Source organism: Thalassobaculum salexigens DSM 19539, assembly GCF_000423805.1.
GTDB classification, from domain to species: Bacteria; Pseudomonadota; Alphaproteobacteria; order Thalassobaculales; family Thalassobaculaceae; genus Thalassobaculum; species Thalassobaculum litoreum.
On record NZ_KE384095.1, the window covers coordinates 400,682 to 414,397 of the forward strand.

Genomic DNA, 13,716 nt, shown 5'->3' on the forward strand with positions numbered 1-13,716 from the left:
ATGGCATTGACGGAGCGAGGGACGGCATCGTTCGGCGATCATTGCGCCGGGCGCTCTGCGTAGGTAAAGAAGTGGCTGCGAACTTTGGACAAGATTGTGATGGCCGGTTCTCGATCGACTTTTAAGAATGCTGTTGGCGCAGGCGTGCTCTGCCTCTTGGCCCTGTCGGCCTGTGGAACGGACGTGCCCGTCGAGTACGAGTACCCGACCACGGGTCCCAACGGCCTGCCCACCTATGAGAAGCAGGAAAGCCTTGCCGGACCGAGCGGGCTCGACCTGTTCTCGCTCGGCCAGGGCGACCAGAACAATCAGGGCGGGGGCGGCGTGGCGGTCAACGCCTTCCTGTGGCGGGCGTCGCTCGACACGCTGTCCTTCCTGCCGCTGTCCTCGGCCGATCCGTTCGGCGGCGTGATCATCTCCGACTGGTACAATCCGCCGGAAAGCCCGAACGAGCGGTTCAAGGTCACGGTCTATATTCTCGACCGCGCCCTGCGTTCCGACGGCATCCGCGCGAACGTGTTCCGGCAGACCCGGAGCAATGCCGGGGACTGGCGCGACGCGGCGGTGGACGAAAGCCTGGGCAAGGATCTTGAGAACACGATCCTCACCCGCGCCCGTCAGATCCGGATCCAGCAGGCGTCGCAGTAGGTCGCACGAGCCGGTGCCGCGCGTGCCCGTGGCCCCATGCCATCACTAAGAGAGCAGCACGTCATGGCGCGCTATAACGTCAAGGAAACCGAGGCCCGGTGGCAGTCGCGCTGGGCACAGGACGGTTGCTTCGAGGTCGAAGCCGATCCCGCCAAGCCGAAATACTACGTCCTGGAGATGTTCCCCTACCCGTCGGGCCGCATCCATATGGGCCATGTCCGCAACTACACGCTCGGCGACGTGGTGGCGCGGTACAAGACGGCGCGCGGCTTCAACGTGCTGCATCCCATGGGCTGGGACGCCTTCGGTCTGCCGGCGGAGAACGCGGCGATCGAGCGCGGCGTCCACCCGCACAAATGGACCCACGAGAACATCGACGCCATGCGCGAACAGCTCAAGGGCATGGGCCTGAGCTACGACTGGCGCCGCGAGGTCGCGACCTGCGATCCTAGCTACTACCGCCACGAACAGAAGATGTTCCTGGATTTCGTCAAGGCCGGGCTCGCCTATCGCAAGGAGAGCTGGGTCAACTGGGATCCGGTCGAGAACACCGTTCTGGCCAACGAGCAGGTGATCGACGGCAAGGGCTGGCGCTCCGGCGCCCCGGTCGAGAAGCGCAAGCTGAACCAGTGGTTCCTGAAGATCACCCAGTATGCCGAGGATCTGCTCGGCGCGCTGGACGGGCTGGAAGGCCGCTGGCCGGACAAGGTCCGGCTGATGCAGCACAACTGGATCGGCCGTTCCGAAGGCGCGCGGGTCCGCTTCCAGCTGGTCGGCCGCGACGACAGCCTGGAGGTTTTCACCACCCGGCCGGACACCCTGTTCGGCGCCAGCTTCTGCGCGGTGTCGGCCAACCACCCGCTGGCGGCCGAGATGGCCGAGGGCAATGAGGAGCTGCAGGCCTTCATCGCCGAATGCAACCGCATGGGCACCAGCGAGGCCGATATCGAGACCGCCGAGAAGCGCGGCTATCGCACCACGCTGGAGGTCGAGCACCCGTTCGTGCCGGGCAAGACCCTGCCGGTCTATGTCGCCAACTTCGTGCTGATGGAATACGGCACCGGGGCGATCTTCGGCTGTCCGGCCCACGACCAGCGCGACCTGGACTTCGCACGCAAATACGATCTGCCGGTGCTGCCGGTGGTGCTGCCGCCGGAGACCGACCCGGCCACCGTCACCGTGGCCGACGAGGCCTATACCGGTCCGGGCAAGATCTTCAATTCCGACTTCCTGGACGGGATGGACATCGAGGCCGCGAAGTCGGAGGTCGCCGGCCGGCTGGAGACGATCGGCCGCGGCGAGCGGACGACGACCTGGCGTCTGCGCGACTGGGGCGTGTCCCGCCAGCGCTACTGGGGCTGCCCGGTGCCGATGATCCATTGCGAGAGCTGCGGCGTGGTCCCGGTGCCGGAGGACCAGCTGCCGGTCGAGCTGCCCGAGGATGTCGAGTTCGACAGCCCCGGCAACCCGCTGGACCGCCACCCGACCTGGAAGCACACCGCATGCCCGTCCTGCGGCGGCGAGGCCCGGCGCGAGACCGACACGTTCGATACGTTCTTCGAATCCTCCTGGTATTTCGCCCGCTTCACCGACGCGCAGGGCGAGATCGCCTTCGACCGGGACGCGGCCGACTACTGGCTGCCGGTGGATCAGTATATCGGCGGCGTGGAGCACGCCGTGCTGCACCTGCTGTACGCCCGGTTCTTCACCAGGGCGTTGCGCGACTGCGGCTATCTCTCCATCGCCGAGCCCTTCGCCGGCCTGGTCACCCAGGGCATGGTCTGCCACGAGACCTACCGGGCGGACGGCCGCTGGCTCTATCCCGACGAAATCACCAAGGCCGACGGCGGCGACTGGGTCACCGTCGACGGCGGCAAGCCGGTGACCGTCGGCCGCGTCGAGAAGATGTCCAAGTCGAAGCGCAACACCGTGGACCCGGCCAACATCATCGGCAGCTACGGCGCCGACACGGCCCGGCTGTTCATGCTGTCCGACAGCCCGCCGGAGCGCGACCTGGAATGGACCGAGGCCGGCGTCGACGGTGCCTGGCGCTACATCAACCGGGTCTGGCGTGAGATCACCGAATGCCCGACCGCCCTGCCCGCGGCCGGGACGCCGAAACCCGCCGAGCTGTCGGCCGAGGCCGAGACGGTCTACCGCGCCTGTCACAAGACCATCCTGGCAGTGGCCGACAGCATCGAGCGGTTCCGCTTCAACAGCGCGGTCGCCCAGGTCCGCGAGCTGTCGAACCAGATCTTCTCCCTGGCCGGAACCGGTGCCGGCGAGGCCTGGGTTCTGCGCTTCGGCTTCGAGACCCTGGTCCGGCTGATGGCGCCGATGACCCCGCATCTCTGCGAGGAGCTGTGGCGCCAGCTCGGCCATGACAGCATGCTGGCCACGGCGGACTGGCCGGAGGCCGACGCGAGCCTGGCGGAGAACGACACCGTCACCATCGCGATCCAGGTCAACGGCAAGCTCCGGGCCACCATCGAGATGGCCAAGGACAGCTCCAAGGACGCGATGATCGAGCAGGCGCTGGAACAGCCGAACGTGATGAAGCTGCTGGAGGGCAAGAGCCCCCGCAAGGTGATCGCGGTGCCCAACAAGATCGTCAACGTGGTGGCCTGAGCGGTGGCGCGGCCGATGCGGACATCCGCCCTGCGCGCCGCCGCGGTCGCTCTTCTCCTGACCGGCGGCGCCCTGTCGGGCTGCGGGTTCCAGCCGCTCTACGCCAAGGACCCGACGCAGAAGACGGTCTACAATCAGGGCTTCCCGCAGGTCGATGTCGGGCCGATCAACGACCGGCTCGGACAGATCCTGCGCAACGAGTTGATCGACCGGATCAACCCGCGCGGCGTCGCCCGCAACCCGGCCTACCGCCTCGACGTCTCCGCCAAGGAGCGGCGCTCGGATATCGTGATCCTGCGGGATTCCACGGCCACCTTCGCGAAGTTCATCGTCGAGGTGAACTGGCGGCTGCTCGACCTGCAGAGCAACGAGGTGGTCACCAAGGGTAGCAACCAGCGCACCTCCAGCTTCTCGATCAGCTCGTCGGAATACGCGATCCTGCAGGCGGAGAAGGACGCCCGGCAGCGCGCGGCGACCGAACTGGCGGAGGATATCCGCCTGCGGCTCGCGCTCTATTTCAACCGCACCGAGGGGTGAGACGGCGATGAAGGTCGCCGCCAACGGTGTGGAACGGTTCCTCAAGGACCCGCCGCCGGGGGTCCGGGCGGTGCTGGTCTACGGCCCCGATACCGGCAAGGTCCTGGAATTCGCCAAACGGATCGCCCGCACCGCGGTCGACAATCTGGACGACCCCTTCAATGTCTGCGAGCTGGACGGCGACGACGCCACCGGCGATCCGGCCCGGCTGTCGGACGAGATGCATGCGCGCTCCCTGATGGGCGGCCGTCGCCTGGTGCGCCTGCGCAACGCCGGCGACAAGACCAGCGACGCGATCGTCAACGCGCTGGACGGCGACACCGGCGACACCCTCCTCGTGGTCGAGGGCGGCGACCTGAAGCCGTCCGGCGGTCTTCGCAAGCTGTTCGAGGCTAAACGCGAGGACATCGCCGCCCTTGCCTGCTATGCGGATACCGGGCGCGACTTGGCGACCATGGTTCGGGAAACCCTCGCCGCAGGCGCCGTGAAAATCGAGCCGGAGGCCGAAAGGTTCCTCGTCGAGCACCTGGGCGGCGACCGCATGGCGAGCCGAATGGAGGTCGAAAAGCTCACCCTTTTGGCGGGACAAGGTCAGACCATCGATCTCGATCTGGTTGTTTCGGCGATCGGCGATAGCGCAGCGCTGGATATTGACGCGCTGATTTCGGCCGCGGCCGAGGGACGGCCAGACGCGATCATGAGCGGGCTCGACCGCGCCTTCCGCCAGGGTGAGGCATCGGTGCGGATCATCCGCGTGGCGATCACCTATTTCCAGCGCCTGCATTTGGCCCGTGCGCGGATGGCAGATGGGCGTAATCCGGCCGATGCGGTCAAATCGTTGCGCCCGCCTGTCTTCTTCCGCACCGCCGACGGCATGGCCCGCCAGCTTCAGCGATGGGATCTGCGCAGCCTCGCCTCGGCCCTCGCCCGGCTCGGCGAGGCGGAGATCCGCTGCAAGACGACGGGGTATCCGGACGAGGCCGAATGCGGTCAGGCGATGATCGATGTCGCAAGAATGGCAGTCATGGCGGGACGGCGCGCGGGGCTTCGGCGCTAGAGCGCGATCGGTTCAGATCGAACCGATCTGAACCGTGAACCGCCCTCTTACCCATTAAAGACAGAGAATATTCACACGGGCAGATGTTTCCATCTGATCATGGTTTGCGCTATCCGCGCAGGGCGTCGCGCACCGCGTCGGTGAACAGCCGAAGCTCGCCGTGGCGGTCCGGCACCGGGGCCGGGACATGGGGGAGCTGCGGGAAGGCGGACAGTGTGACGATGGCCAGCCGCTCGGCCCGGTCAAGGAAGATCCGCTGGCCCGCGAATCCATGGGCTTGTGCGCTGCCGTCCTCGCCGATCCACCAGCTGTAGCCGTAGCCCTTCAGGCGCGAACTGCGGATCGAGCCGAAATCCTGGTCCCGCGGCCCGAAGAGGAAGACCGGCGACAGCGCTTCGTCGACCCAGCCCTCCGGCAGCACCCGCCGGCCGCCGATCACGCCGTCATCGAGCACGACCTGGCCGACCCTGCCGAAATCGCGCAGCGCCATCCCGGCGCGGCTGCCGCCGATCTCGTTCCCGCCGGGCATGTCCAGGGTATAGAAGGCGTCGAACTCCATGCCCGCCGGCTTCCAGATCGTCTGCGACAGATAGTCCGCGAGCGGGCCCCCGAGGGCCGCGACCAGAACCCGTCCGAGCAGATAGGTGTCGCCGGTGTTGTAGGCCCAACGTGTTCCAGGCGGGCAGGTCCGCCTGAGCCCGCGCAGCAGCGTGATCACCCCATCCGGCGTCCCTTCCGCCAGGCATCGGCTGTACCGGTTCACATCGGAGGCCGGATCGGCATAGGCCTCGCTCCACGCCAGCCCGGATGACATGGTCAGGAGGTGACGCAGGGTCACGCCCTCGTATCCGCTTCCTCCGATGGCCGGCAGATAACGCTCGACGGGGTCGTCCAGGCACTCGATCACCCCGTCCCGGATGCAGGCTCCGACCAGCATTGCGGTGATCGACTTCACCGTCGACATGGTGCTCCAGCGGTCGTGGTCGCGCAGCCCGAGCCCGTACCGCTCCAGAACGATGCGCCCGGCCTTCAGCACGAGCAGGCCGGCCACGACGTTGTGATCCATGAAGGCGTCGATCCCGCGCTCGATCCCGCCGCTGACATAGCGCAAGTCCAGCTCGGGGCCGTAAGGCATGGCGCTTCCCGCCCCGCCCGCCGGTACCGTCCGCGAGTGGAACAGGCGGTCGACGATCCGATACCCGTAGGCCTGAGACTGCGGCGGCCAGTACAGGAACTCTGCCGCCGGCGGCAGATGCGGCCTGGGCCCGGCGGCCGGGTGATCCGTCACGGCTGCGGTCCTGCGGGGCCGGATCGGTCCGGTCTGGTATAAGTAATCTGATTATACGTGGTATTTCGGACCGATAGGCTGGATCGATCTGGCATCGATGGATCAGGTCTTAGGGACGAGAGGGTCGTCCTCGTCGTCGTCGGCATCGAAATCCCAGCTCGTGCCGCTCGAATCCTCCGCGTCGGAGTCACCCTCGGTGTCCGCCTCCGGATCCGCATTGTCTGCATCGACCGAGGTCCCGCCGTCCATAGAGGGCGCCGGCGTCCGGGTCGGATCCACGGGTCCCTTTAGATCGACTTCACCCGGCAGCGGCTCCGCCCAGTCGCCCCCACCCTCCCCGTCCGGGTCGGCATCGTCGCCGTCGTCGGCGGTGACGACCGGTGCTTCGGAGCGCGTCGGATGCGCCGACAGACGCTCCACGATCAGGTCGAGCTGATCGAGATCCTGGTAGCGCAGCGTGACACTACCGGACCCGTTATTGCTGTTATGACTGATCGCTACCACAAGACCTGTGCGGTCTGACAGGTCCTGTTCGAGGATTCGGGTATCCGCGTCCTTCTGCTTCGGCGCGGCGGGCGTCGGAGGCGGCGTCTTCTCGCGCTGCACCAGGCGCTCGGTATCGCGCACGTTCAGCTTGCGGGTCACCACTTCGCGCGCCAAAGCCGCCGGGTCCTCCGCCGACAGCAGCGCGCGGGCGTGGCCGGCGGTGAGCTGGCCGTCCTCGACGAGAACCCGGACCTCGTCCGGCAGGTTCAGCAGCCGCAGCGTATTGGCCACATGGCTGCGGCTCTTGCCGACGGCCCGGGCGATATCCTCCTGGGAATGACTGTATTCCTCGATCAGCCGGCGATAGCCCTCGGCCTCCTCCAGCGGCGTGAGGTCGCGGCGCTGGACATTCTCGACGATGGCGATCTCCATCGCCGTCTGGTCGTCGAACTCGCGGATGAGGACCGGGACCTCGTGCAGCTGGGCGAGCTGCGCGGCCCGCCAGCGGCGTTCGCCGGCGATGATCTGGTACTTGTCGCCGTCCGGCGCGCGGCGCACCAGGATCGGCTGGATCACCCCTTGCTCGCGTACGCTCTCCGCCAGCTCGCGCAGCTCCTCCTGGTCGAACCGCCGGCGCGGCTGGAACGGGCCGGGCGTGAGCTGCTCGACCGGGAGCGCCCGGGACTGACGCAGCCGCTCGAGCTGGACCTGCTCGTCCTCGTCCTCGCCCAGCAGGGCGGACAGGCCGCGGCCCAGCTTGTTGCTGCGTCGTTTGCCGGTTTCTTCGCTCATCTCACCTCGGACGGGCTGGTCTGAGTGGCTGGTCTAGGTGGCTAGCTCGGGCGCGTCCTCAGGCGGCGAAGGCGTTCGCCGCCAGGGTGGATTCGCGGGTCAGGACCTCACGCGCCAGGGAGATATACGCCCTCGATCCGCTGCAGGCCATGTCGTAGACGATCACCGGCTTGCCGTAGGACGGCGCCTCGGAGACCCGGACGTTGCGCGGGATCATGGTGCGGTAGACCACGTCGCCGAAATACTCACGCACATCGGCCGCCACCTGATCCGACAGGTTGTTGCGGCGGTCGTACATGGTCAGCACCACGCCCTGGATCTCCAGGCCGGGGTTCAGCGCCTTGCGCACCCGCTCCACCGTGCGCACCAGCTGGGACAGACCCTCCAGTGCGTAGAACTCGCATTGCAGCGGCACCAGCACCGCGTCGGCGGCGACCAGCGCGTTCAGGGTCAGCAGGCCGAGGGACGGCGGACAGTCGATCAGGATGTAGTCGTAGGGCGAGGTCGCCGCGTGGCGCACCACCGCCTCGCGCAGGCGGAACTCGCGGTGGTCCATCTCGACCAGCTCGATCTCCGCGCCCGACAGGTCGCTGGAGGCCGGCACCACTTCCAGCCCTGGCACCGGCGTCTCGATCGCCGCCTCGGCGATCGTCGCCTCGCCGATCAGCACGGCGTAGGAATCCGCGTCGCGACCCTTGCGCGGCACGCCGAACCCGGTGGATGCGTTCCCCTGTGGATCCAGGTCGATGACCAGGACCTTCTTCTTGCAGGCCGCCATGGCCGTGGCCAGGTTCACCGCCGTCGTCGTCTTTCCGACGCCGCCCTTCTGGTTCACGATCGCCAGAATGCGCGGTGCCACTACCTGGTTGGTCTGTCCGTCAAGCACGGCTCACCTCCTCCAGCCTCAGCACGACCCCCCGGGAGTCAGAAATGCTGGGAGCCTTGGTGACAGCCATTTTCCAGGTGTTTTGCGCGGTAGTCAACTCGGCGTCGGCCTGCTCTCCCTTGAGGAAGAGAAATACCGTTTTCTCATCGGCATATGGCGCGGCGTAGCGCAGCAGCTTATGGACCGGCGCGAGGGCCCTCGCGGTGATAATACCAGCGCGAATCGGACGTAGTGATTCGATTCGACAGGCTTCCAGGGTCGGTTTCACCCCGGTCATGCGGGCCACCTCCTGTAGGAAGGCGACCTTGCGGCGGTCGGATTCGACCATGGTGACGTCATCGCGCCCGAGAATCGAAAGCACCAGACCGGGAAACCCCGCCCCCGACCCGAAGTCCAGAACCGGCCCCGGCAGATCTTTCATGTGAGACAGGAGCTGCGCCGAATCGAGGAAATGGCGCGACCAGAGGTCCGGAAGAGTCGCCGGCGCCACCAGATTGATCCGCGCCTGCCACTTCTGGAGCAGCTCGGCATAGGTTTCCAGGGCCCGGCGCTGGGCGTCGGTCAGGGAAAGCCGCTGTTGAAGCTCGCTTGGGGTCACGCCGCTGTCTTTTTGTCCGTCTTTTTCACGTGACGCAGCAGAGCGACCGTCGCCGCCGGCGTCATTCCGGGCAGACGGCTCGCCTGCCCGAGCGTCCGCGGCCGCTCGCGCTTCAGAAGCGTGCGGATTTCCGTCGAGAGCGAGCCGATCACATCCGGATTCAGGTCCTCCGGCAGCTCCAACCCCTCGTCCCGGCGATAGGCGCGGATATCCGCGTCCTGCCGATCCAGATATCCGGCGTATTTCGCTTCGGTGGCGATCTGCTCGACGACGGTTTCGGGGATCCCGCCGAGCGAGTCCGGCCACGCGGCCACCAATCTGTTCCACGTGACGTCCGGATAGGACAGGAGATCGAGGGCGGAGCGGCGTTTGCCGTCCTGATTTACTGTGAACCCCAGTCTGGCCAGCACCTGGGGCGAACCGCCGAGGGTCTCCAGTGTTTCACGTGAAACACGCATGAGGGTCCGACGCGCCTCGAAAGCCTCTCGCCGGACCGATCCGACCAGGCCGACACGCTGCCCCATCGGGGTCAGGCGCAGATCCGCGTTGTCGGCGCGCAACCGCAGCCGATACTCGGCTCGGGAGGTGAACATACGGTAGGGCTCGGGTGCGCCACGGGACACAAGATCATCGATCATGACCCCAATATACCCGTCTGCCCTGTCTATATATAGTGAGTCATCCGACCCACTCGCTACCAGGGTAGCGTTGGTAGCAGCGACCAGACCCTGGGCGGCGGCCTCCTCGTAACCGGTCGTGCCGTTGATCTGGCCGGCCAGATACAGGCCCGGCAGCGCCCTCACCTCGAGGTTTCGGGACAACGACCGCGGGTCCACGTAGTCGTATTCGATCGCGTAGCCGTATTGCAGAATCCGCGCCCGCTCCAGTCCGGGGATGGAGGCGACCACCTGGTCCTGCACATCCCGGGGCATCGAGGTCGAGATTCCGTTCGGATAGACCGTCGGATCGTCCAGGCCCTCGGGCTCCAGGAAGATCTGATGCGCCTCCTTGTCGGCGAAGCGGACGATCTTGTCCTCGATCGACGGGCAATAGCGCGGACCGGAGCTGCCGATCTGGCCGCTATACATCGGCGCCCGGTCCAGATTGGCCCGGATCGCGGCGTGGGTCGCGGCGGTCGTATAGGTGATGTGGCAGGGCACCTGCGGCACCGTGATCCGCTCGGTCAGGGTCGAGAACGGCTCCGGCGGATCGTCGCCGGGCTGAACCTCCAGAGCGTCCCAGTCGATGGTGGTCCCGTCGAGGCGCGGCGGCGTGCCGGTCTTCAGCCGGCCGAGGGGCAGACCCAGCCGCTCCAGCGTGAGCGCAAGCCCGACCGCCGGCGCGTCGCCTACCCGGCCGGCCGGCCGCCGCTCCTCCCCGAGATGGATCTCGCCCCGCAGGAACGTGCCGGTGGTCAGCACCACGGCGGCGGCGGTCAGCGTGCGGCCATCGGCCAGGACGACCCCCCGGCAGCGCCCGTCGGTGACGATCAGGTCCTCGACTCCGGCCTCGACGATGGAGAGCGTTTGGAACTCCGCCAGGATATCCTGGATGGCCGCGCGATAGAGCGCCCGGTCGGCCTGGGCCCGCGGCCCACGGACCGCCGGCCCCTTCGACCGGTTCAGCATGCGGAACTGGATGCCGGACCGGTCGATCGCCCGCCCCATGATCCCGTCCAGGGCGTCGATCTCGCGCACCAGATGGCCCTTGCCGAGCCCGCCGATCGCCGGGTTGCAGGACATCACCCCGATGGTGTCGCGCCGATGGGTCACCAGAGCCGTGCGCGCGCCCATTCGGGCCGCGGCCGCCGCCGCTTCCGCGCCGGCGTGGCCCCCACCCACCACGATGATGTCAAAGGCGTTCATGGGTCTGAGATACGCAGCCCCAGCCGCCCTGTCAAAGCCCACGCGCGATTCCGGGGTCTCCGGCGCCGTTTCACGTGAAACGACCGCCCTCCCTCCGCTATTTGCCGAGGCAGAATTCCCCGAAGATCCGGTCGAGCAGCTCTTCCACGTCCACCCGCCCCAGGATCCGGCCCAGCGCCGCGGTGGCGATGCGCAGATCCTCCGCCGCGATCTCCAGCGGCGCACCGGTTTCCAGCGCCTCCAGGCATCGCCCGACCGCCGCCCGCGCCGCACCGACCGCATCGCGATGGCGCGCCCGGGTCAGGGCCACGGACCCGACCCGGTCCATGCGGTCGGCCATCGCCGTGCCCAGCGCCGTCAGAAATTCCTCGGTCCCCGCCCCGGTCCGGGTCGACAGGCCGATCCAGGGCGCCGGAGCCGGGCCCTCCACCAGATCGATCTTCGTCGCGATGGCCAGCGCCGACTCCTGGACCAGGTACGGTCGCATCGCATCGCGCCCGGCCTCACCCTCCGAGGCATCGGCAAGGACAAGCGTCAGATCCGCCGCCTCGGCCCGCGCCAGGGCCCTCCGCACCCCTTCCGCCTCGATCTCGTCGGGGGTTTCGCGCAGCCCGGCGGTGTCCGCTACCGTGGCCGCATACCCGTTGATATCGAGGTGAACCTCGAGCACGTCGCGGGTCGTGCCCGCGGTGGCGCTCACGATGGCAACATCACGTTTCGCCAACCAGTTAAGCAGGGAGGACTTGCCCGCATTCGGCACTCCCACGATGGCGATCCGCAGCCCATCGCGCACCAGCTCGGCCCGACTACCTTCGGCCAGGGCCGCGGCCATGGCGGCGTCGAGCGAGGACAGCCCGGCGCGGATCTCCGTTTGCAGGGAGTCCGGCAGATCCTCGTCCGGAAAATCGATGAACGCCTCCAGCCGCGCCATCGCGGTGACCAGGATCTCGCGCCAGCCGTCGAGCGCGGCCGCCAGTCCACCCGTCGCCTGGCGCAGGGCCTGGCGGCGCTGGGCGTCGGTCTCCGCATCGACCAGATCGAGGATCCCTTCCGCCCGTGTCAGGTCGATCCGGTCGTTGAGAAAGGCCCGACGGGTGAATTCGCCGGGATCGGCGATGCGCAGACCCGGCAGCCCGGCGAGCCGGTCGCAGACCGCGGCGACCACCGCCCGGCCGCCATGCAGATGCAGCTCGACCAGATCCTCGCCGGTGGCGCTGGCCGGGCCGGGAAAGGCCACCACCATCGCCTCGTCCAGCACCTCCCCCCTGCTGGAGTCCTGCAGGACTCGCAGCGACAGGCGCCGCGCCGGCGGGACGTCGCCGGCAAGCGCGCGCAACGCCTCCAGCGCCCGCGGACCGGAGATCCGCACGATCGCCAGGGCCGCCCTTCCCGGTGCCGTCGCCGGCGCGAAGATGGTATTCTGCTCCACCGTGTCCGCCTCGTGCTGTCGATATCTTGTCGATACGCCGCTGATCCTGCGCCCGTCTTATCAGGCCGTCCGCCATGCCCGCCAGCGAACTCGATACCCCGGTTGGCCGTCTGCGCGCCGTCAGCGACGGCGAGGCCCTCGTGCGCGTGACCTGGGTTTCGGCGGGCATGACCCCTACAAGCACGACCGCTGTGGAGGAGGAAGAGTGCGACGCTGTTTCACGTGAAACCGTGCGCCAGCTCGACGCCTATTTCCACCAGGGACTCACCGTATTCGATCTGCCGATCCGGTTCCGTGGCGGCTCGGCCTTCGAATACAGCGTCTGGGAAGCCATGCGCTCCATCCCCTATGGCGAGACCTGGACCTACGGCGATCTGGCAGCGCGGGTCGGCGGTGTGGCCCGCGCGGTCGGCGGCGCCTGCGGCCGCAATCCGATCCCCGTGGTCGTTCCCTGCCATCGCGTCGTCGGGTCCAGCGGCAAGCTCGTCGGCTTTTCCGGCGGCGAGGGCGTGGAGAGCAAGCGCCAGCTTCTGGATCTGGAGCGCGGACAGACATCGCTGTTCTGAGGCGCGGCTTGAGCGCACCCTTCCGAAGCCCCTCCTCGGCGTGTCGGTTCCGACGCGTTGTTTCCATATGGCCGGCTTTGCTACGGTCGCGTCCAACGACGCCTGAACCCACAGCGAGTCAGAGGGGAGTCCCATGTCCACCGTTACCGTCACCGCCGCCGACGGCGGCAGTTTCAGCGCCTATGTCGCCAAGCCCTCAGCCACGCCGACCGCGGCCGTGGTCGTCATTCAGGAGATCTTCGGCGTGAATCAGGTGATGCGCGACCTGACCGACGCCTATGCCGCCCAGGGATATCTGGCGATCTGCCCGGACCTCTTCTGGCGCATCGAACCGGGGATCGACATCACCGACAAGACCGAGGCGGAGTGGCAGAAGGCATTCGACCTGTTCGGCAAGTTCGACGTCGATCTCGGCGTGAAGGACCTGATCGCCACCCTCGACCATGTGCGCGGCATGGACGGCTGCAACGGCAAGGCCGGCTCGGTCGGCTACTGCCTGGGCGGCAAGCTGGCCTATCTGATGGCCACCCGCTCCGATGCCGATGCGAATGTCAGCTTCTACGGCGTCGGGCTCGACGAGCTCATCGGCGAGGCCGACAGGATCAGCCGGCCCTATCTCTGCCATGTGGCCGAGAAGGACGGCTTCGTGCCGCCGGAGGCCCAGGCCCAGTTCGTCCCGGTGCTCGAGGCCAACAGCAAGGCCACCGTGCATGTCTACGCGGGCCAGGACCACGCCTTCGCCCGGGTCGGCGGCCAGCATTACGACAAGGCATCCGCCGATCTGGCGAACCGCCGCACGACGGAGTTCTTCAGGACCCATCTGGCCTGAGCCTTCTCACGCAAAGAATTTCCGTGCCGCCAGGCACGGCACTGCTGCCCGCGACGACGGTTCACGTCGCGCGGGTCCTGGCGTAGCCAAGCGAAACGAGAACAGGG

General features: G+C 67.6%; 12 protein-coding genes. 6 read left to right on the forward strand and 6 right to left on the reverse strand.

What is annotated here, in order from left to right:
* Window positions 1-183: 183 nt before the first annotated feature.
* The 4 genes from G578_RS27735 (at window position 184) to holA (ending at window position 4,870) form a co-directional block, all read left to right on the forward strand.
* Entirely contained in the window at window positions 184-648 is a 465-nt protein-coding gene (locus tag G578_RS27735; protein WP_342664905.1) for a DUF3576 domain-containing protein, read from the forward strand.
* Window positions 649-711: 63 nt separating this feature from the next.
* On the forward strand, window positions 712-3,276 hold the full coding sequence (gene leuS / locus G578_RS0122255) for a leucine--tRNA ligase (RefSeq protein WP_028796105.1): 2,565 nt from the start codon (window positions 712-714) through the stop codon (window positions 3,274-3,276).
* A 15-nt stretch (window positions 3,277-3,291) separates the two neighbouring features.
* On the forward strand, window positions 3,292-3,813 hold the full coding sequence (gene lptE / locus G578_RS28805; protein WP_051245169.1) for an LPS assembly lipoprotein LptE: 522 nt from the start codon (window positions 3,292-3,294) through the stop codon (window positions 3,811-3,813).
* A 7-nt stretch (window positions 3,814-3,820) separates the two neighbouring features.
* Window positions 3,821-4,870, forward strand: coding sequence for a DNA polymerase III subunit delta (gene holA, locus G578_RS0122265; RefSeq protein WP_028796106.1), 1,050 nt, complete (start codon window positions 3,821-3,823; stop codon window positions 4,868-4,870).
* Between the two features lie 109 nt (window positions 4,871-4,979).
* Here the strand turns inward: holA and G578_RS0122270 are convergent, their stop codons facing one another.
* The 6 genes from G578_RS0122270 to mnmE form a co-directional block, all read right to left on the reverse strand.
* Entirely contained in the window at window positions 4,980-6,158 is a 1,179-nt protein-coding gene (locus G578_RS0122270; protein ID WP_028796107.1) for a serine hydrolase domain-containing protein, read from the reverse strand.
* A gap of 102 nt (window positions 6,159-6,260) precedes the next feature.
* Complete coding sequence (locus G578_RS0122275) at window positions 6,261-7,436, reverse strand: ParB/RepB/Spo0J family partition protein (protein ID WP_028796108.1); 1,176 nt, start codon at window positions 7,434-7,436, stop codon at window positions 6,261-6,263.
* Between the two features lie 58 nt (window positions 7,437-7,494).
* Window positions 7,495-8,322: a ParA family protein gene (locus G578_RS0122280; RefSeq protein WP_281169195.1), complete on the reverse strand. Its 828-nt coding sequence runs from the start codon at window positions 8,320-8,322 to the stop codon at window positions 7,495-7,497.
* Window positions 8,315-8,920, reverse strand: coding sequence for a 16S rRNA (guanine(527)-N(7))-methyltransferase RsmG (gene rsmG, locus G578_RS0122285; RefSeq protein WP_051245170.1), 606 nt, complete (start codon window positions 8,918-8,920; stop codon window positions 8,315-8,317). Before rsmG ends, G578_RS0122280 begins: the two co-directional genes overlap by 8 nt.
* Window positions 8,917-10,785, reverse strand: coding sequence for a tRNA uridine-5-carboxymethylaminomethyl(34) synthesis enzyme MnmG (mnmG, locus tag G578_RS0122290; protein WP_028796111.1), 1,869 nt, complete (start codon window positions 10,783-10,785; stop codon window positions 8,917-8,919). Before mnmG ends, rsmG begins: the two co-directional genes overlap by 4 nt.
* 97 nt (window positions 10,786-10,882) lie before the next feature.
* On the reverse strand, window positions 10,883-12,214 hold the full coding sequence (gene mnmE, locus G578_RS0122295; protein ID WP_028796112.1) for a tRNA uridine-5-carboxymethylaminomethyl(34) synthesis GTPase MnmE: 1,332 nt from the start codon (window positions 12,212-12,214) through the stop codon (window positions 10,883-10,885).
* Between the two features lie 74 nt (window positions 12,215-12,288).
* Between mnmE and G578_RS0122300 the strand changes: the two genes are divergently transcribed.
* Together G578_RS0122300 and G578_RS0122305 are read left to right on the forward strand one after the other, a co-directional pair.
* A complete protein-coding gene (locus tag G578_RS0122300; RefSeq protein ID WP_028796113.1) occupies window positions 12,289-12,780 on the forward strand; it encodes a methylated-DNA--[protein]-cysteine S-methyltransferase in 492 nt (163 codons plus the stop codon).
* A 133-nt stretch (window positions 12,781-12,913) separates the two neighbouring features.
* Window positions 12,914-13,609, forward strand: coding sequence for a dienelactone hydrolase family protein (locus tag G578_RS0122305; RefSeq protein ID WP_028796114.1), 696 nt, complete (start codon window positions 12,914-12,916; stop codon window positions 13,607-13,609).
* The last annotated feature ends 107 nt before the right edge of the window (window positions 13,610-13,716 follow it).